Raw genomic sequence first — 23,750 nt, forward strand, 5'->3', positions numbered from 1 at the left:
TCCCCGTGCCCGACCTCGCCGACCCGCTCGTCCTGCCCAGCGGCCTGCGCCTGCCCAACCGCCTGGTCAAGGCCGCGATGACCGAGAACCTCGCCGACGCCCGCAACCAGCCCACCACCGCCCACGAGCGGCTCTACCGGCGCTGGGCGGCGGGCGGCTCGGGGCTCCTGGTGACCGGCAACCTGATGGTCGACCGGCGCTTCCTCGAGCGCAGCCGCAACATCGTGGCCGACGCCCACCTCGACGTCGCGCGCCTGGCCGCGGTGCGCCGCGCCGCGACCGGCGTGCCGGTGCTGGCCCAGCTCAGCCACCCGGGGCGCCAGACCAACCGCTTCGTCTCCCGCGAGCCGGTGGCTCCCAGCGACGGCGGGGCCGTGGCGATGATGGGGCTCTTCCGGCGTCCTCGCGCGCTCAGCGCCGCCGAGGTCGACGACGTCGTGCGCGGCTTCGGGGCCGCCGCGGCGCGCTGCGAGGAGGCCGGTCTCGACGGTGTGCAGGTGCACGCCGCGCACGGCTACCTGCTGGCCCAGTTCCTCTCCCCGCACGTCAACCGGCGCACCGACCGGTGGGGCGGCGACGTGGCCGGCCGGGCCGCGGCCCTGCTGGGTGCGGTGCGCGCGGTGCGCGAGCGCACCGGCGCCGGCTTCACGGTCGCGGTGAAGCTGAACTCCTCCGACTTCCGCCACGGCGGCTTCACCGAGGACGACGCCGAGCAGGTCGTGCGCCTGCTGGTGCAGGAGGGCGTCGACCTGGTCGAGGTCTCCGGCGGCACCTACGAGAACCCGGCGCTCTTCGGCGTGGGCGTCGAGGCGGCAGCGGCGGCGACCACGGTCAAGGAGGCCTACTTCGCGGCCTTCGCGGCCCGTGCGAGGGCGGCGGCGCCCGGGGTGCCGATCATGCTCACCGGCGGCATCCGCACGCGGGCGGCGATGCAGGCCCTGCTCGACTCCGGCGCCGTGGACCTGGTGGGGCTGGGCCGACCGCTGGCCATCGACCCCGAGCTGCCGGGCAAGCTGCTCGCGGGCGACCCCGGCGCCGAGCTGCCGGCCTACCGCCTGCCGACCGTGGCCGGGGTGGCGGGGGAGTCGGAGTGGTACGAGACGCAGCTGCGCCGCATCGGCGCCGGGCGGGACGTGCACCCCGGCCTCAGCGCCGTGCGCGCGGCCTCGGGGTTCGTCACCGGGGAGGCCGTGCGCGGCCTGCGGGAGCGCCGCCGCCGTCTGGCGCTGGCCGCGACGGCGGGGCCCCCGGCAGGTGGAGCCGCGTCAGATCTCTAGAAGAAGGGGTCCTAGAAGACCCGGCGACGCGTGCCGCCGATCGGCACCAGGTTGAGCACCAGCCCGACGACCAGCAGGATCGCGCCGATCGTGGTCAGCAGCGAGATGCCGGCCAGCAGGCCGATCAGCAGCAGGACGAGTCCGAGGATGATCATGGTGTCTCCTTCATCAGGTGCGCGGTCCGGCCGGGCGGCCGGACCAGGTGGTGCGGGTCCTGCGGTGGTGCGGGGATCAGGTGAACCACACCTGCTCGCAGCCGCTGCACTCGAACGCGCGGAAGCTCGCGCCGTCCTCGAACTCGACGCCGCGCAGCCCCCACTCGTGCTCGTGGGCGGACACGGGGCGGGTGGCGGCGGGAGCCGTCGCGGTACGCCGGGTGGCGGTGCTCATGGGTGCTCCTCGTCCGGTTCGGCGCCGATGGATCCCGAGATGGCGCTGCCCTCCTTGTGACCCGGGCGCGGGGCGCGCAAACCTCGGGACGGCCCGGCCGGGCGAGATCGGTCCACAAGGGTGAGAGCGCCCGCGGCCTGGCATGCTGCCCCCATGGGCCACCTCGAGCTGCCGCGCGCCACCCGGTTCGGGGACCTCGTCCTCGACGTCCGCACCTGGGGACCCGACGACGGGGTGCCGGTGGTGCTGCTGCACGGCTTCCCCCAGAGCGCGGCGAGCTGGGAGCCGGTCGCCGAGCACCTGGCCGGGTCGGGCCTGCGCCTGGTGGCCCCCGACCAGCGCGGCTACTCCGCGCGCGCCCGGCCCGACGACGTGGCGGCGTACACGATCGAGGAGCTGGCCGGCGACGTGCTGGCCCTGGTCGACACCCTCGTCGACACCCTGGTCGACCCGCAGGGTGACGACCGCGTGCACCTGGTCGGCCACGACTGGGGCGCCTCGGTGGCGTGGTGGGTGGCCGCCCACCACCCCGAGCGGCTGCACAGCCTCACGGCGCTGTCGGTGCCGCACCTCGCGGCCTTCGGCCGCGCGCTGGTCACCGACCCCGAGCAGCGCGAGCGCTCGGCGTACCTCAAGCTCTTCCGGCGCCCGGGCGTCGCGGAGGAGCAGCTGCTCGCCGACGGCGAGGCCGGGCTGCGGGCCGTGTACGCCGGCCGGGTGCCGCAGGAGGCGGTCGAGCGCGACGTCACGCTGATGCGTGAAGGTGCGCTCGCCCCGGCGCTGGGCTGGTACCGCGCGATGACGGACATGTCGGGGCTGCCCGACGTGCGGGTGCCGACCACGTTCGTCTGGGGCGAGGACGACCAGGCGACCGCCCCGGCCGCGGCGCACGGCTGCGCCGACCACGTCGACGCCGACTACTGCTTCGTGCCGCTCGAGGGTGTCTCGCACTGGTCGCTCGACGAGGTGCCCGAGCTGGTGGCCTCCGAGGTCCGGCGGCGGGTCGGGACCCCCGGCGGGTGAGCACCACCCCGAGGGTGCGGGCGATGCGTCCCGCGGACCTCGCCGAGGCCGCCGAGCTGCTCGCCGACGCCTTCGTCGAGGACACCAACCTCGCCTCCTTCGTGCCGGCGCGCGGTCGCCGCGCCCGGCTGCGGCGCTTCTTCGCGGTCACCGGCGAGGTCGAGATGCTCACCCACGGGGTGGCCGATGTGGCGGTGGCCGACGACGGGGCCCACGAGCGCCTGCTGGCGGTGGCCTGGTGGCACCCGCCCCAGGGGCCCGGGGCACCCGCGAGCCGGGCCTGGTCGTGGCACGAGCTGCCCAGCGCCGTGGCCGTCTTCGGCGTACGCCGCCTGGTCGCGGCGGCGCGCTCCCGGCTCGCCTCGGAGCGAGCCCGGCCAGCCACGGAGCACTGGCACCTGGCCTACCTGGCCTCGCGGCCCGAGCCCGCCGCCAGGGGAGCGGCCACCGCGCTGCTGGAACACCGGCTCGCGCAGGCCGACGCCCAGGGCGTGGGCTCGCACCTCGAGTCGTCGTCGCAGGGCACGGTCGGCTTCTACGAGCGGCGCGGCTGGCGGGTGACCGGGCCGGTGCGCGGCCCGGGCGGGCGCCGCACCACCGCCATGTGGCGCCCGGCCGGGGGAGCACGGCAGTGAGCGACGAGACGGGCGGCGGGACGGGCGCAGCGGTCGAGATCGTCGCCACCGAGCGCCCCGAGGCCTACCTCGTGCGGGTCGGCGGGCGCGACCAGTCGCTGGTGGACCTGGCCGACCCGCGCCACCTCGCCTTCGACTACGTGCGCCGCATCGCCGACGTCGTCGACGACCACGCGACGCCGGGCGAGCCGCTGCGGGTGCTGCACGTGGGTGGCGCCGGGCTCACCCTGCCCCGCTACGTCCACGCCACCCGGCCGGGCTCGTGGCAGGTGGTGCTCGAGCCCGACGAGGCGCTCACCGCCCGGGTGCGCGCCGAGCTGCCGCTGCCGCGCCGCAGCGGCATCCGGGTCCGCGCCCAGGACGGCCGCACCGGGCTGAGCGGGGTGCGCGACGACGCCGTCGACCTGGTGGTCGTCGACGCCTTCGCCGACGGCGAGGTGCCGGGTGACCTGGTCACCCTCGAGGCCGTGCAGGAGCTCGCCCGGGTCCTGGTGCCGGGTGGGCTGCTGCTGGCCAACCTCAGCGACCGGGCGCCCTTCCCGCTGGTCCGTGACCTGGTGGCGGCGCTGGGCGAGCACCTGCCGCACGTCCTGGTCGCCGCCGAGCCCGCCACCCTGCGCGCCCGTCGGGCCGGCAACCTGCTGGTCGTGGCCGGTGCGGCGGGGGTGCCGCGCGCGGCGCTGGCCGCCCGCGCCCGCAGCGCCGGTGCGCCGTACCGGGTGCTCGACGACGTGGCCGTCGCGAGCTCGTTCGGGGGCGGGCGGGTGCGCCGCGACCCGGGAGGAACGCACTCGGGCTGCTGAGCGCTACACTCGGCGCTCGATCTGGCCCTGACCTGCAAAGGACCCTGAACACCCCCGATGGACGGCTCCCAAAGTCGCCCGCTCTCCTCGAGCCCGCACCGGTGTGACCACCGAGCCGCGGCCGCCCCCGGAGAGCGCCTGTGACCGCCACCCTGCTGCTCCTCGCAGCCCTGTTCCTCGTGATCGCCTGCGGCGTGTTCGTCGCCGCCGAGTTCGCGCTCGTCACCGTCGACCGCAACAAGGTCGACCAGGCCGCCGCCGAGGGCGACGCCGCCGCGATCGGCGTGCAGAGCGCGCTGCGCTCGCTGTCGACCCAGCTCTCCGGCGCCCAGGTCGGCATCACGCTGACCAACCTGGGCATCGGCTTCCTCTCCGAGCCCGCGATCGCCGACCTCATCGACGAGCCGCTCGGCGCCGCGGGACTGCCCGACGCCGCGGTGACGCCGGTGGCGCTGGCGGTCGCGCTGTCGTTGAGCACGATCGTGACGATGCTCTTCGGCGAGCTGGTCCCCAAGAACCTGGCCATCGCGCTGCCGCTGGCCACCGCCCGCGCCACGCAGGCGCCGATGCGCTTCTTCACCGCCGCCAACAAGGGCCCGATCCGGGTCCTCAACGGCGCCGCCAACGCGCTGGTGCGCCGCCTGGGCGTCGAGCCGCAGGAGGAGCTGCGCTCGGCGCGCAGCTCGACCGAGCTGGCCTCGCTCATCGCGCGCTCGGCCGACGAGGGCACCCTCGACGCCGACACCGCCGAGCTGATGGAGCGCTCGGTGGAGTTCGCCACCCGCACCGCGGGCGAGATCATGACCCCGCGGGTGCGCACCCGCTCGCTCGAGCTCAACGACCGCGCCGCGGCCGTCATCGAGCTGACCCGCCAGTCCGGCCACTCCCGCTTCCCGGTGCTCGACGACGACGACGTCGTGGTCGGCACCGTGCACGTCAAGAACGCGGTGGCCCTGCCCGTCCACGAGCGGGCCACGACCAAGGTCAAGCACCTGATGGCCAAGCCGATCGTGGTGCCCGACTCGCTGCGCCTCGACCCGCTGCTGCAGCTGCTGCGCGAGGACGGCTTCCAGATGGCCGTGGTGCTCGACGAGTACGGCGGCCACGCGGGCATCGTGACCCTCGAGGACGTCGTCGAGGAGATCGTCGGCGACATCGCCGACGAGCACGACCGCCTCGGCTCCCGTGCGCGCCAGCGCCGCGACGGCAGCTGGGTGCTCTCGGGCCTCCTGCGCCCCGACGAGGTCGAGGACCTCACCGGCATCGAGCTGCCCGAGGACGAGGCCTACGACACCATCGCCGGTCTCGTGCTGCAGGTGCTGGGCCGGGTGCCGGTCGCCGGCGACCTGGCCGAGGTGCCGGTGCCAGACCGCTCCGACCCCGACGAGCCGCGCGAGCGGCTGGCGGTGCTCAGCGTCGAGCACATGGACGGCCTGCGGGTCGACCGGCTGACGCTGCGCCTGCTCGAGGGCGACCGCACCGAGGAGGACGACGATGAGTGACCTGACCGGAGTGCTCATCGCCATCGGCCTGCTGGCCTTCAACGCGTTCTTCGTGGGTGCGGAGTTCGCGCTGATCTCCGCGCGCCGCAGCCAGATCGAGCCGCGCGCCCAGGCCGGCTCGCGGGTGGCGCGCACCACGCTGCGCGCCATGGAGAACGTCTCGCTGATGATGGCCGGCGCCCAGCTCGGCATCACCATCTGCTCGGTCGGCCTCGGTGCCGTGGGCGAGCCCGCGGTGGCCCACCTGATCGAGCCGCTGTTCGAGAGCGCCGGGGTGCCCGAGGCGCTGGTGAACCCCGTGGCGTTCGTGATCGCGCTGACCGTCGTGGTGTTCCTGCACGTGGTGCTGGGCGAGATGGTGCCCAAGAACATCGCCATCGCCGGCCCCGAGCGCTCGGCGCTGGTGCTGGGCCCCCCGATGTTCTTCGTGGTGACCCTGCTGCGCCCGATCATCGTGGCCCTCAACGCCGTGGCCAACACGACGCTGCGGCTGCTGCGCGTCGAGCCGAAGGACGAGATCAGCTCGGCCTTCACCCGCGAGGAGGTCGCGGCGCTGGTCGAGGAGTCGCGCGGGGAGGGCCTCATCGAGGCCGACGAGTACGACCGCCTCGCGGGCGCCCTGGGCTTCACCGAGAAGGCGGTCACCTCGGTGCTGATGCCGGCCGACTCGCTGACCACGGTCCGCCGCGGGTCCACCCCCGCCGAGGTGGAGGCGCTGTGTGCCGCGACCGGCTTCAGCCGCTTCCCGGTCGAGGCCGACGACGGCGAGCTCGTGGGCTACCTGCACATCAAGGACGTGCTCGAGCCCGACGAGGAGCGCCGCTCGCGGCCCCTCGAGGACAAGTGGATCCGTCCCTTCGCCCCGGTGACCCCCGACGACGCCCTGCACGACGCGCTCGAGCAGCTGCAGCGGCGCGGTGCCCACATGGCGCGGGTCGTGACCACCGAGGGCACCACCCTGGGCCTGGCCACGCTCGAGGACGTCCTCGAGGAGCTCGTCGGCGAGATCCGTGACGCCGCCCACCACGACGACGGGGCGCCCGCCGACGCCGGTGCCTGACCTCGTCTAGGGTGTGCTCGCCGGGTCCGCCCGGCACGACGAGGACGCGACCGACGAGCCGGACGGTGGAGTGCAGGCAGCTGTGGTGGACGACGTGGAGCGCAGCACCCGGGTCTGGACGCTCCCCAACGTGCTCAGCGCGCTGCGACTGGCCGGGGTGCCGGTCTTCCTGTGGCTGGTGCTGGGCCCCGAGGCCGACGGCTGGGCCCTGGGCCTGCTGGTCGTCTCGGGCATCACCGACTTCCTCGACGGCTGGCTGGCCCGCCGCTGGGGCCAGACCTCGGTCCTGGGCCAGGTGCTCGACCCGGTCGCCGACCGGCTCTACATCCTGGCCGTCGTCGTCGGGCTGGCGATGCGCGACGTCATCCCGTGGTGGATGGCGGTCTCGCTGCCGTTGCGCGACGCCCTGATGTGGGGCCTGGTGCCGATGCTGCGCACCCGCGGCTACAGCTCGCTGCCGGTGCACTTCCTGGGCAAGGCCGCCACCTTCAACCTCCTCTACGCCTTCCCGTTGCTGCTGCTGGGCGACGGCGAGGGGACGGTCGCGACGCTGGCCCAGGTCTTCGGCTGGTCCTTCGCCCTGTGGGGCATCGCCCTCTACTGGTGGGCGGGGGTCCTCTACGCCTGGCAGGTCAGGCGGCTGCTGGCCACCACCGAGCGCCGGAGCCTGAGGCATGCCTGAGCCGTCCGACGCCTCCGACGCCCGCGCGGCGCGGCAGCCGCACGAGCCGGCGCCGCTGCCGCCCCAGGTGACGATGCCGCTGCTGACCCTGATCACCCAGCAGTCGATGGACGAGGACTACCTGCACGTGGCCGAGCGTCGCGGCCGCGGCCAGCTGCCGTCGTCGGGGTCGCGCTCGCGGCCGCACCGCACCGCGGCCGTCGTCGTGGCCGTCTTCGGCGTGCTGGTCACCACCGCGGCGGTGCAGACCGCCCAGGACGCCGACGTCGACCGGGCCGGACGGGCCACGCTGGTCGAGCGGGTCAACGACCGGCGCGCCACGGTCTCGGACCTCCAGGACCGCATCGTCGAGCTGCGCGAGCAGAACGAGCTGGCCACCCGCAACGTCGCCCGGCTCACCGAGACCGCGGTCGAGGCCCAGAGCCGGCTCCGCCGCCTGCAGGTCACCACCGGCTACCTGGCCGTGCAGGGCGAGGGCGTGCGCCTGACGCTGGAGAACCCCACCGTCGGCGACAACCTGATCCGCGACATCGACCTGCAGAAGGCGGCCAACGGGCTGTGGCTCGCCGGCGCCGAGGCGGTGGCGATCAACGGGCAGCGGCTGACGGCCGTCAGCGCCATCCGCAACTCCGGCGTGGTCGTCAACGTCAACTCGGTGCCGATCGCGGCGCCGTACGTCGTCACCGCGATCGGCGACAGCCGCAGCCTGCTGGCCCGGTTCCAGGAGACCGCCAGCGGCAGCGCGCTGATCAACGTCGCGCAGGCGCTGGGCTTCGCCTACCTCCAGGAGACGATGACCTCCGTGAAGCTGCCCGCGGCCCGACGTCGTACGCTCCTGTCGGCCGAACCACTGACCACCGACGAGCCACGCGCGGAGAACGAGGAGGGTAACCGATGATCGCCGCCCTCGGCCTGCTGCTGGGCATCGTGCTCGGCCTCGTGCTGCAGCCCGACGTGCCGACCTCGATGGAGGCCTACCTGCCGATCGCGGTCGTCGCTGCCCTCGACGCCGTCTTCGGCGGCCTGCGCGCCTACCTCGACGGCATCTTCGACGACAAGGTCTTCGTGATCTCCTTCGTCAGCAACGTGGTGATCGCCGCGGCGATCGTGTGGATGGGCGACAAGCTCGGCGTGGGCAACCAGCTCACGACCGGCGTCATCGTCGTGCTCGGCATCCGGATCTTCTCCAACGCCGCCGCCATCCGGCGCCACCTCTTCCATGCCTGAGCCCGACGAACAGCAGGCCCCGGGGGGCGAGCCGCAGTCGGGCCGCAACCGGCTGCTGCACGCGCTGATGACGCCGAGCCGCAACCAGGTGGTCGTCGCGGTGCTGCTGGCACTGGTGGCCTTCGCGGTCGTCGTGCAGGTGCGCTCGACCGAGGCCGACGACACCTACGCGGGCTACCGCGACGAGGACCTGATCGCGGTCCTCGACGGCCTGGCCGGCACCAGCCAGCGCGCCCGCGCCGAGATCGAGCGGCTCGAGACCACGCGCGACCAGCTGGCCTCCGACAGCGCCGACCAGCGCACCGCGCTGCAGCAGGCGCAGTCGGAGGCCGACACGCTCGCGATCCTCGCCGGGCTGGTGCCGGTGCGCGGGCCCGGGGTCCGCATCACGATCAGCGAGGTGACCGCCCCGGTCAACGCCGACACGGTCGTCGACATGGTCCAGAGCCTGCGCGTGGCCGGTGCCGAGGCCATCCAGGTCAACGGCCAGGTGCGCCTGGTCGCCCAGAGCGCCTTCACCGACGTCACCGGCGGTCTCGAGGTCGACGGCGAGGTGCTCAGCGCGCCGTACGTCTTCGACGTGATCGGTCCGCCGTCGGCGCTGACCAACGCGATGACCATCCTGGAGGGCCCGCGCGTGGACCTGCAGGACGAGGGCGCGGAGGTCGAGATCACCGAGCAGGCCTCCATCGACATCGAGGCCGTGGCCGACCCGCTCGATCCTGACTTCGCCCGCCCCCAGGACGCGCAGTAGCCTGCGCGCACCGCCAGCCAGAGGAGACCCCATGTACCCCGACGACCTGTCCTACACCAGCGAGCACGAGTGGGTGCGCACGCCCGGCGAGCACGAGGGGGCGGTGCGGGTCGGGATCACCCAGTACGCCCAGGACGCCCTCGGCGACATCGTCTACGTCTCGCTGCCCGAGGTCGGCGAGAGCCTCGAGGCCGGCAGCACCTGCGGAGAGCTGGAGTCGACCAAGTCGGTCAGCGACATCTACGCCCCGCTCAGCGGCGAGGTGGTGGCCCGCAACGAGTCGCTCGACGCGACCCCCGAGCTGGTGAACAACGACCCCTACGGCGGTGGCTGGCTCTTCGAGGTCGTGCCCACCGACACCGGCGCGCTCGACGAGCTGATGGACGCCGCGGCGTACGAGGCCTCCCTCGAGGGATGAGCCCCCGCGGTCCGGCTTGCCGGACCCCGCCGGACTGGTAGGTTCGGGGCCAACCTTCACCCTCCAGCCGGTGGTGAGGGTTGGCGCCCGTCGTACAGGAGGAGACAGCGATGCCGTTCTGCACCGCGTGTGGCAGGAAGAACCCCGACGACGCACGCTTCTGCTCCCAGTGCGGCACCCGTCTGGTGACCGCCGACGCCGACGGCCCGGCCGAGGCCGGTGGCCAGGGTCCGGGCGAGGGTGCGGGGGAGTCGACCGCCACGATCTCGGTGCAGGCCGGCGCGATGGGCGCCACCGGCACCGGTGAGTCCAGCCGGATCGAGACCTCCGACCGCCAGCTCAACGCCGTCGACGCGGCCGCGGTCGACGCGCTGCCGCCCGGGCACGCGCTCCTCGTGGTGCAGAAGGGCCCGGGCTCGGGCAGCCGGTTCCTGCTCGACGCCGACGTCGTCACCGCGGGGCGCCACCCCGACAGCGAGATCTTCCTCGACGACGTCACGGTCTCGCGCCGCCACGCCGAGTTCCACCGCAGCGGCTCGAGCTTCGAGGTGAGCGACGCGGGCAGCCTCAACGGCACCTACGTCAACCGCGACCGGATCGACCGGGTCCGGCTCAGCGACGGCGACGAGGTGCAGATCGGCAAGTACCGGCTGGTGTTCTTCTCGGGGCACGAGGGCGGCTGAGTCGTGGTCCCCGGACCGGTCCCGGTCGACGCGGCCGCGGGAGGCGCGCGCGCCCGGATGAACATCGGGCAGGTCCTCGACCTGCTGCGCCCCGACTTCCCGCAGGTCACCATCCCCAAGATCCGGTTCCTGGAGGACAAGGGGCTGATCAAGCCCGAGCGCACGCCCGCGGGCTACCGCAAGTTCTCCGACGCCGACGTCGAGCGGCTGCGCTACGTGCTGCGGATGCAGCGCGACCACTACCTGCCGCTCAAGGTGATCGGCGAGCACCTCGACGCCATCGACCGTGGCCTGGAGCCCCCGCCCATCGAGCCCGTCGTGCCGACGGTGCCCTCGGTGGCGCTGGCCGCCGACGGCCTGCCCAGCCCGGCCTCCTTCGCCCGGCGCGACGACCTGCGCCTCTCGCGGCGCGAGCTGGTCAAGGTCGCCGAGATCACCGAGGAGCTGCTCGACCAGCTCGAGCAGTTCGGCCTGCTGAGGCCGCGACCCGGCACAGGCCACTACGACACCGACGCGCTGGTGATCGCGCGGACCGCGCGCGAGCTCGCCGACTTCGGCTTCGAGCCGCGTCACCTGCGCGCCTTCAAGACCGCCGCCGACCGCGAGGTGGGGCTGGTCCAGCAGGTCGTGGCGCCGATGGAGCGTGGCCGCGACGCGGGCGCCAAGGGCCGTGCGGCCGACGCCGTCACCGAGATCGCCGCGCTGTCGGTGCGGCTGCACGCCACGCTCGTCAAGGCCGGGCTGCGCTGACCGCGCCGCTGCGACCCGCGCGCGACCCGGGCCGCCACCACCTCACGACCTGCGGCGTAAGGTGATCGTGTGCGCGAAGTCGATGTCATGGGAGTCCGGGTCGAGATGCCCTCGAACCAGCCGATCGTGCTGCTGCGCGAGGTGACGGGGGAGCGCTACCTCCCGATCTGGATCGGAGCCGTGGAGGCCACGGCGATCGCCTTCGCCCAGCAGGGCGTCACCCCGCCCCGGCCACTGACCCACGACCTGCTCAAGGACGTGCTGGGGGCGACCGGCAACGAGCTCGTCGAGGTCCGCATCACCGATGTGCGCGACGGCGTCTTCTACGCCACGCTCGTGCTCGGCTCCGGGGTCGAGGTCAGCGCCCGCCCCTCCGACTCCATCGCGCTGGCGCTGCGCACCGGCACCCGCATCGTGTGCTCCGAGGAGGTGCTCGACGAGGCCGGCCTGGCCGTGCCCGCCGAGCAGGAGGACGAGGTCGAGAAGTTCCGCGAGTTCCTCGACCACGTCACCCCCGAGGACTTCGAGGGTCCCCAGGAGTAGCGCTTGACCTCACCCTCAACCTGAGGTTGAGGGTGGCGACACGCCGCGAGAGTCTTTGACCCCCGCCGCCGAGAGGCATACGTTGACAACGTCTTCGTTGTAACTCCACCGTTGTGGTTGCCATCGGCCGCCGCAGCTCCTTCCCCGGGGGTTACGTCCCAGCGGAGTAGACCCACGGAGGACCGCGTGAACGAGCACGAGCAGGAGCTGCGGGCGACCCGCGACGCCGCCGCAGCGGCCGAGGCCGCCGACGAGCAGGGACTCCTCTTCACCGACGACGTCTCACCCCTGCCCAGCGACACCGGCTACCGCGGGCCCACGGCCTGCAACGCCGCAGGCATCACCTACCGCCAGCTCGACTACTGGGCCCGCACCGGCCTGGTCGAGCCGACCGTGCGCGGGGCCAAGGGCTCGGGCTCGCAGCGGCTCTACTCCTTCCGCGACATCCTGATCCTCAAGGTGATCAAGCGCCTGCTCGACGCCGGCATCTCGCTGCAGCAGATCCGCACCGCGGTCCAGCACCTGCGCGAGCGCGGCACCGACGACCTGACCCGCGTGACCCTGATGAGCGACGGCGCCTCGGTCTACGAGTGCACCAGCAACGACGAGGTCATCGACCTGCTCCAGGGCGGCCAGGGCGTCTTCGGCATCGCCATCGGCGGCGTGTGGCGCGAGATCGAGGGCACGCTCGCCGAGCTGCCCAGCGAGCGCACCGCGGCCGACGACGAGGCGACAGCAGGAGCCGGCGACGAGCTCGCCGCCCGTCGCGCCGCCCGCAGCGCCGGCTGAGAAGGCGCGAGCGCTCCCACCGATGAGCAGCACCCACGACCCGCCCGGGCTCCCGGGCGGGTCGTCGTGCGTGCGGGGGGTAGTAGATTAGGCCGCGCTGACCATCCCGTGCGGGAGAGTCCCCGGCGCCGGCCACCACGGCGGCGTGCCGGGGCGCCGAAGGGGCAATTCCTCCCCGGAACCTCTCAGGCGCCAGGACCACGCGGGCCAGGCAACTCTGGAGCGCGCCGCGCGTGACAGAGGGGGAGGCGCCCGGACGACCCACCCCCGAGGAGCCCGCCACCGTGTCAGACCAGCCCACGCTCGCCCAGCTCGACTCCGCGTCGCCCTTCGTCGACCGCCACGTGGGGCTGCGTCCCGACGACGTCGCGACGATGCTCGACCGGCTCGGCTTCGACTCCATCGACGCGCTGATGGATGCCGCCGTCCCCGGCGGGATCCGCCAGGCGGGCGAGCTGGCGCTGCCCCCGGCCATCAGCGAGGCCGAGGCCTCGCGCGAGCTGCGCGCCCTGGCCTCGGCCAACCGGCCGGCCGAGGCGATGATCGGCCTGGGCTACCACGCGACCATCACGCCGCCGGTCGTGCGCCGCAACGTGCTCGAGGACCCGTCCTGGTACACCGCCTACACGCCGTACCAGCCCGAGATCTCGCAGGGCCGGCTCGAGGCCCTGATCAACTTCCAGACCGTCGTCGGCGACCTCACCGGCCTGCCCACGGCCAACGCCTCGCTGCTCGACGAGGGCACCGCCGCCGCCGAGGCGATGACGCTGGTGCGTCGCGGCAACCGCAAGGCCAGCGGACCGTTCGTCGTCGACGCCGATGCGCTGCCCCAGACCATCGACGTGGTGCGCACCCGGGCCGAGGGCCTGGGCATCGACGTCGTGGTGGCCGACCTGGCCGAGGGGCTCCCCGACGGCGAGCTGTGCGGCGTGCTGGTGCAGTACCCCGGCGCGTCGGGCCGGGTGCTCGACCCCCGTCCCCTGATCGAGGCCACCCACGAGCGCGGGGCGCTGGCCGTGGTGGCCGCCGACCTGCTCGCGCTGACGCTGCTGGAGTCGCCGGGCTCGATGGGCGCCGACGTGGTGGTCGGCTCCTCGCAGCGCTTCGGCGTGCCGCTCTTCTACGGCGGCCCGCACGCCGGCTACATGTCGGTGGCCCAGGGCCTCGAGCGGCACCTGCCCGGCCGGCTGGTGGGCGTGTCGGTCGACGCGGAGGGCCGCCCGGCCTACCGGCTGGCGCTACAGACCCGCGAGCAGCACATCCGCCGCGACAAGGCCACCTCCAACATCTGCACCGCCCAGGTGCTGCTCGCCGTTGTCGCCTCGATGTACGCCGTGTACCACGGCCCCGAGGGACTGCGCGCGATCGCGACCCGCACGCACCGCTACGCCGCGGTCCTGGCCGCCGCGCTGCGCGACGCCGGTCACCCGGTGGCCCACGAGCAGTTCTTCGACACCCTGAGCGTGCCGGTCCCGGGCCGCGCCGCCGAGGTCGTGGCGAGCGCGCGCGAGCTCGGGCTGCACCTGCGCCTGACCGACGCCGACACCGTGGGGATCTCGACCTCCGAGACCACCACCGCCTCCACCCTGGTCCGGGTCCTGCAGGCCTTCTCGTCGGGCACCGGCCGCGCCGCCCTCGACGACGCCGGCATCGAGGCGCTCGACCGGAGCACCCCCGACGCGCTGCCCGACGACCTGCGCCGCACCACCGACTACCTGACCCACGAGGTCTTCTCGCTGCACCGCAGCGAGACCCAGATGCTGCGCTACCTGCGCCGCCTCTCCGCGCGCGACTACGCCCTCGACCGGGGGATGATCCCGCTGGGCTCGTGCACGATGAAGCTCAACGCGACCACCGAGATGGAGCCGGTCTCGCTGCCCGGCTTCGCCGACCTGCACCCCTTCGCCCCGGCCCAGGACGCCCAGGGCTACCGCGAGCTCGTCGACCAGCTGGAGGAGTGGCTCGGCGAGGTCACCGGCTACGACCGGGTCTCCATCCAGCCCAACGCCGGCTCGCAGGGCGAGCTCGCCGGCCTGCTGGCCATCCGCGGCTACCACCGCGCCAACGGCGACACCGCGCGCGACGTGTGCCTGATCCCGAGCTCGGCGCACGGCACCAACGCCGCGTCCGCGGTGATGGCCGGCATGCGGGTCGTGGTCGTCAAGGCCGGCGACGACGGGTCGGTCGACCTCGACGACCTGCGGGCGCAGTGCGAGAAGCACGCCGACGACCTGGCCGCGATCATGGTCACCTACCCCTCGACGCACGGCGCCTACGAGGAGTCGATCACCGAGCTGTGCCGCGTCGTGCACGAGCACGGCGGCCAGGTCTACGTCGACGGCGCGAACCTCAACGCGCTGCTGGGCTACGCCAAGCCCGGCGAGTTCGGTGGCGACGTGTCGCACCTGAACCTGCACAAGACCTTCTGCATCCCGCACGGCGGCGGCGGCCCCGGGGTGGGCCCGGTCGCGGTGCGTGCCCACCTCGCGCCGTACCTGCCCTCGCACGCGCTGCACCCCGAGACCGACAAGCGCGAGGGCATCGGCCCGATCTCCGCGGCGCCGTACGGCTCGGCGGGCATCCTGCCGATCTCGTGGGCCTACGTGCGGATGATGGGCGCCGAGGGGCTGACCCGGGCGACCGCCTCGGCCGTGCTCTCGGCCAACTACGTGGCGGCCCGCCTGGGCGAGCACTTCCCGGTGCTCTACCGCGGCCACAGCGACCTGGTGGCCCACGAGTGCATCCTCGACGTGCGCGGGCTGACCAAGGAGACCGGCGTGAGCGTCGACGACGTCGCCAAGCGCCTGGTCGACTACGGCTTCCACGCCCCGACGATGTCGTTCCCCGTCGCCGGCACCCTGATGGTCGAGCCGACCGAGTCGGAGGACCTGGCCGAGATCGACCGGTTCTGCGAGGCGATGATCGCCATCAGGGCCGAGATCGACCGGGTCGGGGCGGGGGAGTGGAGCGCCGAGCGGTCACCGTTGCGCGGCGCCCCGCACACCGCGCGCTGCCTGGTCGGCGAGTGGGACCGCGACTACGACCGCGAGCTCGGCGTCTTCCCGACCGGCATCGACCCCGACAAGTACTGGCCGCCGGTCGCGCGCATCGACCAGGCCTACGGCGACCGCAACCTGGTCTGCGCCTGCCCGCCGCTGGAGGCGTTCGCCGAGTAGTGCTCAGGCCGGGGTGCGGGTGACCTGCAGGTCGAACGCGAAGCCGGTGCACTCCAGCGGTGCACCGCGACCGCGCCAGACCAGCGCGAGCTCCGTGTCCAGCTCGCGGTGCACGCCGTCGACGACCACGTGCTCGCCGGCGTGGTCGTGCTCCTCGTGGACGGCGGTGCGCACCCCGGTGCGGGTCGTGGTGCCGCTGAGCTCGGCCGGTCGCCCGCCGAGGTCGAGGACGGCGCGCACCCGCCCGTGCCGGACGAAGCGGCGCTCCTGGACCCGGGCGGCGCCCACCTCGCGGCGGCCCTCCCCGACCTGCACGGAGACCTCGTTGACCAGCCCGCGGTTCTCGTAGACGGACGCGAGGACCGGGCGCTGCATCCACGTGCCGGTGCACTCGAGCAGGCGGCCGACCTCGCGGCTGGTCGACCCGGCTCCCGGGTCGTCCGGTGCGGCGGCCACGGCGCTGCCGCCGAGGCCCGCGACCGTCGCGGCGGCGGCCAGGCCCAGGGCGGCGGCGGACAGGGCGGTGCTGGACAGGGCGGTGGTGGACAGGATGGTGGTGACGGGTCGCATGGTGCGTCCTCTCGGTACTGCCCCGGCGGGGGCGGTGGCTGGTTGTCAGGGGGAGTACGCACCAGAGGGCTGCGTGGTTGCACCGCACCCGCACGGTGGTGGTCCCGGCCGCCGCGGTCGGGTAGACCGGGAGGCGTGAGCGAGCACCACGAGATCGAGCGCACCTTCGGGCCCGTCCCGACCGACCTCGAGCTGCCCGACCTCGTCGGCGTGGGCGGGGTCGCTGCGCTGGGTGAGCCGCAGGAGTCGCTGCTCGAGGCGACGTACGTCGACACCGACGACCTGCGGCTGGTGCGGGCGGGGATCACGCTTCGTCGCCGCACCGGCGGCGCCGACGAGGGATGGCACCTCAAGCTGCCGGCCGGGGAGGGCCGCGACGAGGTGCACGCGCCACTGGGCAGGGGCACCGACCACGTGCCCGTCGCGCTGCGCCGGCTCGTGCTGGCCCGCACCCGGGGCGCCGAGCTGTCACCGGTCGCCACGGTGGTGACGCGACGCACCACGACCGACCTCCTCGACGACCAGGGCCAGCGGCTGGCCGAGGTCGCCGACGACCGGGTCGAGGGTCGTTCGCTCGACGAGGGCGGCACCGACCGGCACACCGCGTGGCGGGAGTGGGAGGTCGAGCTGGTCGACGGCGACCCCGGCCTGCTGGACGCGGTGGAGGAGCACCTGCGCGCGAGCGACGTCGGCCGCTCGCCGGTGCAGCGCAAGGTCGTGCAGGTGCTGGGGGAGCGCGCGGCCCCGGCCGAGGCGCTGCCGGAGCCCGAGTGGGCCGGGCCCGCGGCGCGCGTGCTGCAGGCCCGGCTGCTCGACCTGGTCGAGACCCTGCAGCGCCACGACGTGGCGATCCGGCGCGGCGACCCCGAGGGCGTGCACCGGGCCAGGATCGCCTGCCGGCGGATGCGCACGGCGCTGGCGACCTTCCGGCCCCTGGTCGAGCGCGAGGTGACCGACCCGCTGCGCGAGGAGCTGAAGTGGCTGGGCCGCGAGCTCGCGCCGGCCCGCGACGCGCACGTGGCCCGCGACCACCTGCTGCAGCGGCTCGACGAGCAGCCGCGCGCCGCCCTCGAGGGACCGGTGCGCCGGCGGGTGCGGCGAGAGCTCGACGCGGACGCCAGGGACGGGCTGCGCGCGGCCCGGGCCGTGCTGGAGTCGGAGCGCTACCTTGCGCTCGTCGACCGGCTCGTGCAGCTGGCGTCAGCGCCGCCCTGGACCGCCACGGCTCGCCGCAAGGCCCGCAAGCGGCTGCCGCGCCGGGTGCGCAAGGACGTCGCGCGCCTGCTCGACCGGCTCGCCGCGGCGGAGGCGGCCACCGGCGACGGGCGCGACGAGGCCTGGCACTCGGCCCGCAAGGCGGCCAAGCGGCTGCGCTACACCGCGGAGGCCCTGGAGCCCGCGGCGGGCAAGCCGGCCCGCCGGCTGCGCAAGGCGGCCAAGCGGGTCACCTCGGCGCTCGGCGCCCGGCAGGACACCGTGGTGGCCCGCGAGCAGCTGCTCCGGCTGGCCGCGCTGGCCCGCGAGCACGGCGAGAGCGACTTCACCTACGGCCTGCTCGTCGGCCAGGAGCAGGCCAGGGCCGCGCAGGCCGAGCGCGACGCGCTCGCGGCGCGGGCGCGGGTCGAGAAGCGGCGCGACGACTGGGGCTGAGCCGACCTCACTGAGCCGGACCTCACCGGGAAGTAGTGCGTTTCAGGCTGTCAGCGGCTTGCTCCAGTCGGCGTCTGACGGGAGGTGCATTAGTCGGTCGACGGCTTGGTTCTTCCGTTTGCTTCCCAGGCCTGCGCGCAGTGATTCAAGCGTCGGTTTCCCTGCCAGCGGTGCGAAGGCTTCGGGCTGCAAGTGGCCCATGTTGACGACCCCGAGGTGCCGCAGGTTGGGGGCCTCACGGATCGGGGCGAGGTCGTGGAGTCCCTTCATGGTTTCGAGCCAGAGCCGCCGAAGCGCGATGAGCTCTGACATCACCGGGAGACTTTCGACCTGACGGAGGGCCTGGAGGAAGAGATACTCCAGGTTGGGGAGTCCGGCGACGGGTGAGAGGTCTTCGAGTCCCTTCACCATCCAGAGTTCGAGGTACTCGAGACTCTGAAGTTCGGGTAGCAACGTGAGGTCCTTCGTCCCGCCGAGCTTCAGGTCGAGGGCCCGCAGGCTTGATAGCGGAGTCAGCAGGCCTAGATCGGGGAGCGTGATCGACCGAAGCGTGATGCTTCGCAGGTCTCGCAGATCGCTGACAACCTCAATGTCTTTGGACTGTCCTTCCAGGTAGAGCCGCCGGAGCTTGGTGAAGCGAGCGAGAGGCGCGAGCGACAGCCGCTTCTTGGTTTGGCCGAGCCCGATGAAGTGGGCGTCGTCAGGTAGGTACGCAAGACCGTCAATGTTGATGAGCGAGTGGAACAGCGCGTCTGCCTGAAATGAACGCAGAGTGGGGAAGTGGCGGAGGAACTCCAAGTCGGTAATCGTGCGGTCGTAAGAGGCGTTGACACGCAGAGTCTTCGTGGGCTGGTCAGCGAACCACGCGCCGAGCAGGGCGTAGTCGGCCTCGGTCAGCGCAGAACCGAACTGCACCGTCTCGGGCCGCCCGTCGAGCCGATTCAACTCATTCAGTCTCACAGGCGAACGCAGATCGAATGGCACGCTGCGACCCTAGACCCTGGCGACCTGAGCACGACCTCCACCGACAGGGCCGAGCAACTCGCGGCATGAAAGTGTGTCGGCGGCCACGAGAAACTGCCCGGAGACGGCCACGAGGCTGCCCGCTGGCGGACATGAGAACTGCCCGCTGGCGGTCATGGGATCTGCCCGACACGACGTCGTCTGCCTGACCGCCTTGCGCGGTTAAGGCCCCTTCCTCGGGTGCGATGAGCGGTGCTGAAGCGCCCCATTGCCCCCGAGGAAGGGACACCGTGAAGTCTGCCGAGGAGATCATGAAAATCTTGGATGCCTACGACCTGACCGGGTCGTTGCGCGATGCCGGCGAGCTGGCCGGCTGCTCGCACCACACCGTGAAGCACTACGTCGAGCGCCGCGCTGCGGCCGGCGTGCTGGACAAGGCCGCGGCGCGCCCGCAGTTGATCGATGCCTACCTGGACAAGGTCGAGGAGTGGGTCGAGCGGTCCCTGGGCAAGGTCCGCGCTGACGTGGCCCACGAGAAGCTCGTGGCGTTGGGCTACACCGGTTCGGAGCGCACCACCCGCCGGGCGGTGGCGAAGGTCAAGACCGACTACCGCGCCGGTCGGGTGCGGGTGCACCGGCCGTGGGTCACCGAGCCGGGGATGTGGCTGCAGTACGACTACGGCGACGGCCCGGTCGTCGATGGTGTGAAGACGGTGCTGTTCGTGGCCTGGCTGGCCTGGTCGAGGTTCCGGGTCGTGCTCCCGCTGCGGGACAAGACGATGCCCAGCGTGTTCGCCGCGCTCGATGTCACCTTCCGACGACTCGGTGGGGTGCCGACCTACGTGCTGACCGACAACGAGAAGACCGTCACCGTCGAACACATCGCTGGGATCGCGGTCCGCAACCCGCAGCTGGTCGCGTTCGCCGAGCACTACTCGGTGGTGGTCCACACCTGCGCGCCGGCCGATCCGGCGTCCAAGGGCGGCACGGAGTCGTCGGTGAAGATCAGCAAGGCCGACATCGTGCCGAAGGACACCAACCTGCGCGAGGCCTACACCAGCTTCGCTGAGCTCGAGGCGGCCTGCGAGGCGTTCTGCGCCAAGGTCAACACCCGGGCGCATCGGGTCACTCGTCGGGCACCGGTCGAGATGCTCGCCGAGGAGCGGGCCCGGCTGCACCCGGTGACGGCGACACCGCACACGGTCGCGTTCGGGACCACCCGCATGGTGCCGGCCAACACGCCGATGGTGACGTTCGAGTCCGGGCAGTACTCGGTCCCGCACACCCTGCTCGGGGCCACGGTGTGGGTGCGCGCCCAGGGCGTCGGTGACGGCGAGCAGGTCGTGATCGTCCACGTCGGCGAGGCTGGCCCCCTCGAGGTCGCGCGCCACCGACGGGCCACTCCCGGCAGCCCGCAGCTGATCGATGAGCACTTCCCGGCTCAGCCTTCCGGGCCGCTGGATCGACGACCCCGCGCGAGGAACGCCGCGGAAGCAGACTTTCTCGACCTGGGCGAGGGCGCGAGGTTGTGGCTGGTCGAGGCCGCCGCCGCGGGCACCACCAAGATGCGGGTCAAGATGGCCGAAGCACTCAGCCTGGCCAAGCTGTTCGACCCCGTCGAGGTCGACTGGGCACTCGGTCACGCCGCCGTGCACGGCCGGTTCGCCGAGGCCGACCTGTCCTCGATCCTCGACCACCACGCCCGAGCCCCGAAGACCGGTGAGCACCGGGCCAGCGAAGACTCCTCGCTGACCCAGGGCACCAGCGCGTGGGCCCGACTCGGCCAGCCCGACGACCACGATGACCACGACGCCCACGACGCCCACGGCGTGGATGGGGTGAGTCGATGACGACCACGACAGCAGCCGCGCCGCCGCTGCCCACCGAACTCGAGGACCTGCTGCGCAAGCTGCGGCTACCGCACGTCCGCCGCCACGCACCCGAGGTGGTGGCAACCGCGAAGGCGCAACGCTGGGAGCCGGTCGAGGTGTTGAAGGCGCTGTTCGTCGAGGAGGTTGCCGGCCGGGAACGCTCCGCCCTGGCCACCCGCCGCGCCGCCGCGGGGTTCCCGACCGGGAAAACGTTCGATGCCTGGCAGCCCGAGATCTCCTCGATCCCCGCACCGACCCAACAGGCGCTACGAACCCTGGAATGGGTCCACCGCCGCGAGAACCTCGTGCTGTGCGGCCCATCGGGGACCGGGAAGACGTTCCTGCTCGAGGCGCTGGGCCAGCAGGCCGTCGAGGCCGGGCTGAAGGTCGCCTGGTTCACCCTGGAAGACCTCGGGGTGCTGCTGCGCCGCCATCGTGCCGACGACACCGTGTCCAAGGCCATCGCCCGCATCCTGCGAGCCGACCTCGTCATCGTCGACGACATCGGGCTACTCCCGGTGGCCACCGACGCCGCCGAAGGGCTCTACCGCCTCGTCGATGCCGCCTACGAGAAACGCTCGGTGGCGATCTCCTCGAACCTGCACCCAGCCGGGTTCGACGAGCTGATGCCCAAGACGCTGGCCACAGCCACCGTCGACCGGCTGCTGCACCACGCCCACGTCTGCCAGACCTCAGGTGAGTCAGTCCGACTCACCCAGGCACTCGCCGGCCAGGGGGTGAACCCCTTGAGCTGACCACCCTGGACCGGTGGTGGCCAAAGCCCCCCGTGGGCAGATCCCATGGCCACCACCGGGCAGATCTCGTGACCGTCACCGGGCAGGTTTCATGACCGCCCCTGGGCAGTTCTCACCGGCCCTTGACAAAAGTGCTTCCCGTAGCCAGAAGGACCGAACGACCGAACGATGCCAGGTCCCCTGCGGAGCTGACGCCCTTCCATAGCCCTTCGGTCCTTTTGGCTACGGCGTCGCCCATGCTCTTCTCGGCAGCTGCGCACGGATCGCGGCAGATCCGGACGTTGTCTGACTGCGGCAAGAAGATTCGAGTGGTTTGGCCATCGAGACAGAGGAACCAACCGCAAAGACTATTTGCAAAGCGTCTTTGCAGTTGTAGGGTCGGCTCATGCAGCGTTCCTCAATCACCCCCAACTCCGCCGGACTTAGAGCACTAAGCCATCCCGTTCGTTTGCGCATGTTGGGGTTGCTGCGAAGCGAGGGACCTGCCACGGCAACGTCGTTGGCCAGCATCCTGGGACTCAACACGGGCGCCACCTCCTACCATCTGCGTCAACTCGCGGAGCACGGCTTCATCGAGGAAGCGGTAGATCGAGGCAACGCTCGTGACCGATGGTGGCGTGCCGTTCACGAGTCGACTGTGATGAGCGCTCGCGACGTCGACCAAGAAGCCGAGGCGGGGTACCTCCAGACGGTCGCACTCATGTACGGCGAGATGCTGGCACAGGCGGCAGCCGAGCGTCCCTTTCTTCCGAGTGACTGGAACGAAGCCGTCACGCTGAGTGATTGGCCTCTGCGCCTCACCCCCAACTCCGCACGCCGCCTCCTCGAAGCCCTCATCGAGGTCATTGAGAACACGCCCGAAGACCCAGACGCGCAGGCGACGTACACCATTCAGTTGGGTGCCTTCCCCCGGACAGGGCAGGGCCTCGAAGAGTGAAGCGCCCCCTGTACGGATGGCTTCTGTCGGACGCCGTATCGCTCACCGGCACCAGAATCTCAATGATCGCCATCCCATGGTTCGTCCTGACCACGACCGGGTCCGCCACCCAAACTGGACTAGTCGCCTTCGCCGAGATGCTCCCCTTGGTAGTGGCGAAGGTCCTCGGCGGGCCGGTCATCGACCGCCTCGGCGCGCGACGGGTAGCCATCGCCTGCGACGTCGGTAGTTTTGGTGCGGTCGGCCTCGTTCCCCTGCTGCATGCGCTCGGCTGGCTGTCGTTCCCGCTCTTGCTCGCACTCGTCGCGGTAGCAGGCGCACTTCGCGGGCCCGGAGACGCAGCGAAAGACTCACTGACTCCGGTGATCGTCGCAGCGGCCCAAGTGCCTATGGAACGGGCGACCGGCCTCGCGACGGCAGTCGAACGCGGTGCAGGCATGGTCGGCTTCGCCCTCGCCGGTGCGCTGGTGGTCGCAGTAGGGCCAGCAACCGCCTTGGTCGCAAATGCCGGCTCGTTCCTAGTAGGAGGCGCGATCTTGGCATGGGCGACGTGCGGCCTGCCCCGACCTGACCATGCGGAAGACCCTCACGAGTCACCAGCCCGGTACTGGCAGTCACTTCGCGAAGGGTGGTCGTTCCTTCGTCGCGAGCCAGTCCTACTCGGCCTCTCACTGATGATCGCAGTCACGAACCTTCTTGACCTCGCCTGGTCGGCGGTCCTAGCGCCCGTGTGGGCCGTCGAGTCCGGTAACGGCGTCGGACTCCTCGGCATGATTTTCGCGGTCTTTGCTGGGAGTTCCGTCGTAGGAGCACTCATCGCCTCGGCATGGGGTCACCGCCTGCCCCGCTTTCGCACCTACATTCTCGCGTACCTGATTTGCGGGCTTCCACGCTTCCTGGTGATGGCCGCCGACTCCCCGCTGTGGTCCATCCTGATGATTATGGTGGTCAGTGGAGTCGCCTCAGGGTTCCTCAACCCCATCCTCGGCGCAGTCTTCTACGAACGAATCCCGAACGCTCTGGTGGGTCGCGTCTCCTCTCTCTCCACCTCCATGGCTTACGCGCTGATGCCCCTCGGAGGGTTGGTCGGAGCGGCGCTCATCGGAGGCTTCGGCCTTTCACCTGCTCTGGCCATCGCTGGGATCGCGTACCTCGCCACCACCATGGCCCCGACCGTCGTGCCGTCGTTCCGGGAGATGAACCGACAAGAACCAACTCCTGTCACCCCCCACGCAGCGGTGTGACCCGCTCAGGCCACTCCCGGGTCACGCGGTGCACCTCAATTCGCACGC

General features: G+C 72.3%; 25 protein-coding genes and 1 riboswitch. Of the genes, 21 read left to right on the forward strand and 4 right to left on the reverse strand.

Translation table 11 applies throughout. The annotated features are described in order from the left end of the window. Positions 1-5 precede the first annotated feature (5 nt). Positions 6-1,277 carry an oxidoreductase gene (locus QWJ41_RS15025; RefSeq protein WP_302709218.1) on the forward strand — a complete coding sequence of 424 codons (1,272 nt, stop codon included), beginning with the start codon at positions 6-8 and terminating at the stop codon, positions 1,275-1,277. Between the two features lie 11 nt (positions 1,278-1,288). Here the strand turns inward: QWJ41_RS15025 and QWJ41_RS15030 are convergent, their stop codons facing one another. After that, positions 1,289-1,432: a hypothetical protein gene (locus QWJ41_RS15030; protein ID WP_302709219.1), complete on the reverse strand. Its 144-nt coding sequence runs from the start codon at positions 1,430-1,432 to the stop codon at positions 1,289-1,291. 76 nt (positions 1,433-1,508) lie between these two features. Next, positions 1,509-1,667 carry a hypothetical protein gene (locus QWJ41_RS15035; RefSeq protein ID WP_302709220.1) on the reverse strand — a complete coding sequence of 53 codons (159 nt, stop codon included), beginning with the start codon at positions 1,665-1,667 and terminating at the stop codon, positions 1,509-1,511. 153 nt (positions 1,668-1,820) lie between these two features. Between QWJ41_RS15035 and QWJ41_RS15040 the strand changes: the two genes are divergently transcribed. From QWJ41_RS15040 to gcvP, 15 genes are all read left to right on the forward strand, one after another. Continuing rightward, entirely contained in the window at positions 1,821-2,690 is an 870-nt protein-coding gene (locus tag QWJ41_RS15040) for an alpha/beta fold hydrolase (RefSeq protein WP_302709221.1), read from the forward strand. Beyond that, complete coding sequence (locus tag QWJ41_RS15045; RefSeq protein ID WP_302709222.1) at positions 2,687-3,325, forward strand: GNAT family N-acetyltransferase; 639 nt, start codon at positions 2,687-2,689, stop codon at positions 3,323-3,325. The genes QWJ41_RS15040 and QWJ41_RS15045 overlap by 4 nt, the downstream gene beginning before the upstream one ends. Beyond that, positions 3,322-4,128, forward strand: a complete 807-nt coding sequence (locus tag QWJ41_RS15050; protein WP_302709223.1) for a spermidine synthase — start codon at positions 3,322-3,324, stop codon at positions 4,126-4,128. The genes QWJ41_RS15045 and QWJ41_RS15050 overlap by 4 nt, the downstream gene beginning before the upstream one ends. Positions 4,129-4,268: 140 nt before the next feature. Next, positions 4,269-5,630, forward strand: coding sequence for a hemolysin family protein (locus tag QWJ41_RS15055; protein WP_302709224.1), 1,362 nt, complete (start codon positions 4,269-4,271; stop codon positions 5,628-5,630). Beyond that, positions 5,623-6,690: a hemolysin family protein gene (locus QWJ41_RS15060; RefSeq protein WP_302709225.1), complete on the forward strand. Its 1,068-nt coding sequence runs from the start codon at positions 5,623-5,625 to the stop codon at positions 6,688-6,690. The genes QWJ41_RS15055 and QWJ41_RS15060 overlap by 8 nt, the downstream gene beginning before the upstream one ends. Positions 6,691-6,772: 82 nt before the next feature. Next, on the forward strand, positions 6,773-7,372 hold the full coding sequence (gene clsA, locus QWJ41_RS15065; RefSeq protein WP_302709254.1) for a cardiolipin synthase ClsA: 600 nt from the start codon (positions 6,773-6,775) through the stop codon (positions 7,370-7,372). Beyond that, complete coding sequence (locus QWJ41_RS15070; RefSeq protein WP_302709226.1) at positions 7,365-8,270, forward strand: DUF881 domain-containing protein; 906 nt, start codon at positions 7,365-7,367, stop codon at positions 8,268-8,270. The genes clsA and QWJ41_RS15070 overlap by 8 nt, the downstream gene beginning before the upstream one ends. Continuing rightward, positions 8,267-8,599, forward strand: a complete 333-nt coding sequence (locus QWJ41_RS15075; RefSeq protein WP_302709227.1) for a small basic family protein — start codon at positions 8,267-8,269, stop codon at positions 8,597-8,599. The genes QWJ41_RS15070 and QWJ41_RS15075 overlap by 4 nt, the downstream gene beginning before the upstream one ends. Next, on the forward strand, positions 8,592-9,353 hold the full coding sequence (locus QWJ41_RS15080) for a DUF881 domain-containing protein (RefSeq protein ID WP_302709228.1): 762 nt from the start codon (positions 8,592-8,594) through the stop codon (positions 9,351-9,353). Before QWJ41_RS15075 ends, QWJ41_RS15080 begins: the two co-directional genes overlap by 8 nt. 31 nt (positions 9,354-9,384) lie before the next feature. Further along, positions 9,385-9,771: a glycine cleavage system protein GcvH gene (gene gcvH / locus QWJ41_RS15085; protein WP_302709229.1), complete on the forward strand. Its 387-nt coding sequence runs from the start codon at positions 9,385-9,387 to the stop codon at positions 9,769-9,771. A gap of 110 nt (positions 9,772-9,881) precedes the next feature. After that, complete coding sequence (locus tag QWJ41_RS15090) at positions 9,882-10,454, forward strand: zinc-ribbon and FHA domain-containing protein (RefSeq protein WP_302709230.1); 573 nt, start codon at positions 9,882-9,884, stop codon at positions 10,452-10,454. A gap of 3 nt (positions 10,455-10,457) precedes the next feature. Then, positions 10,458-11,204, forward strand: coding sequence for a transcriptional regulator FtsR (gene ftsR / locus QWJ41_RS15095; RefSeq protein WP_439117332.1), 747 nt, complete (start codon positions 10,458-10,460; stop codon positions 11,202-11,204). A 69-nt stretch (positions 11,205-11,273) separates the two neighbouring features. After that, positions 11,274-11,747 (forward strand): bifunctional nuclease family protein, encoded by a 474-nt coding sequence (locus tag QWJ41_RS15100; protein ID WP_302709231.1) that lies wholly within the window; start codon positions 11,274-11,276, stop codon positions 11,745-11,747. A gap of 207 nt (positions 11,748-11,954) precedes the next feature. Next, the gene (locus QWJ41_RS15105; protein ID WP_302709256.1) at positions 11,955-12,536 is read left to right on the forward strand and encodes a MerR family transcriptional regulator; all 582 of its coding nucleotides are present in this window, start codon (positions 11,955-11,957) and stop codon (positions 12,534-12,536) included. A gap of 101 nt (positions 12,537-12,637) precedes the next feature. Next, positions 12,638-12,747: riboswitch (glycine riboswitch) on the forward strand. A 73-nt stretch (positions 12,748-12,820) separates the two neighbouring features. Next, entirely contained in the window at positions 12,821-15,712 is a 2,892-nt protein-coding gene (gcvP, locus tag QWJ41_RS15110) for an aminomethyl-transferring glycine dehydrogenase (RefSeq protein WP_302709232.1), read from the forward strand. Positions 15,713-15,715: 3 nt separating this feature from the next. Here gcvP and QWJ41_RS15115 read toward each other — a convergent pair whose 3' ends face one another. Continuing rightward, complete coding sequence (locus QWJ41_RS15115; RefSeq protein WP_302709233.1) at positions 15,716-16,282, reverse strand: hypothetical protein; 567 nt, start codon at positions 16,280-16,282, stop codon at positions 15,716-15,718. Between the two features lie 135 nt (positions 16,283-16,417). On the opposite strand from QWJ41_RS15115, the gene QWJ41_RS15120 reads away from it, so the two are divergent. Continuing rightward, a complete protein-coding gene (locus QWJ41_RS15120; protein WP_302709234.1) occupies positions 16,418-17,932 on the forward strand; it encodes a CYTH and CHAD domain-containing protein in 1,515 nt (504 codons plus the stop codon). Between the two features lie 42 nt (positions 17,933-17,974). Here the strand turns inward: QWJ41_RS15120 and QWJ41_RS15125 are convergent, their stop codons facing one another. Further along, positions 17,975-18,916, reverse strand: a complete 942-nt coding sequence (locus QWJ41_RS15125; RefSeq protein ID WP_302709235.1) for a leucine-rich repeat domain-containing protein — start codon at positions 18,914-18,916, stop codon at positions 17,975-17,977. Between the two features lie 269 nt (positions 18,917-19,185). On the opposite strand from QWJ41_RS15125, the gene istA reads away from it, so the two are divergent. The 4 genes from istA to QWJ41_RS15145 all read left to right on the forward strand — a co-directional run bounded on the left by istA (position 19,186) and on the right by QWJ41_RS15145 (position 23,702). Beyond that, positions 19,186-20,745, forward strand: a complete 1,560-nt coding sequence (gene istA, locus QWJ41_RS15130) for an IS21 family transposase (protein WP_302709236.1) — start codon at positions 19,186-19,188, stop codon at positions 20,743-20,745. Next, a complete protein-coding gene (istB, locus tag QWJ41_RS15135) occupies positions 20,742-21,521 on the forward strand; it encodes an IS21-like element helper ATPase IstB (RefSeq protein WP_302709237.1) in 780 nt (259 codons plus the stop codon). Before istA ends, istB begins: the two co-directional genes overlap by 4 nt. A gap of 385 nt (positions 21,522-21,906) precedes the next feature. Next, entirely contained in the window at positions 21,907-22,458 is a 552-nt protein-coding gene (locus QWJ41_RS15140) for an ArsR/SmtB family transcription factor (RefSeq protein ID WP_302709238.1), read from the forward strand. Next, complete coding sequence (locus QWJ41_RS15145) at positions 22,455-23,702, forward strand: MFS transporter (protein ID WP_302709239.1); 1,248 nt, start codon at positions 22,455-22,457, stop codon at positions 23,700-23,702. The genes QWJ41_RS15140 and QWJ41_RS15145 overlap by 4 nt, the downstream gene beginning before the upstream one ends. Positions 23,703-23,750: the final 48 nt, after the last annotated feature.

It is taken from the genome of Nocardioides cremeus (assembly GCF_030518195.1).
Lineage (GTDB): Bacteria > Actinomycetota > Actinomycetes > Propionibacteriales > Nocardioidaceae > Nocardioides > Nocardioides cremeus.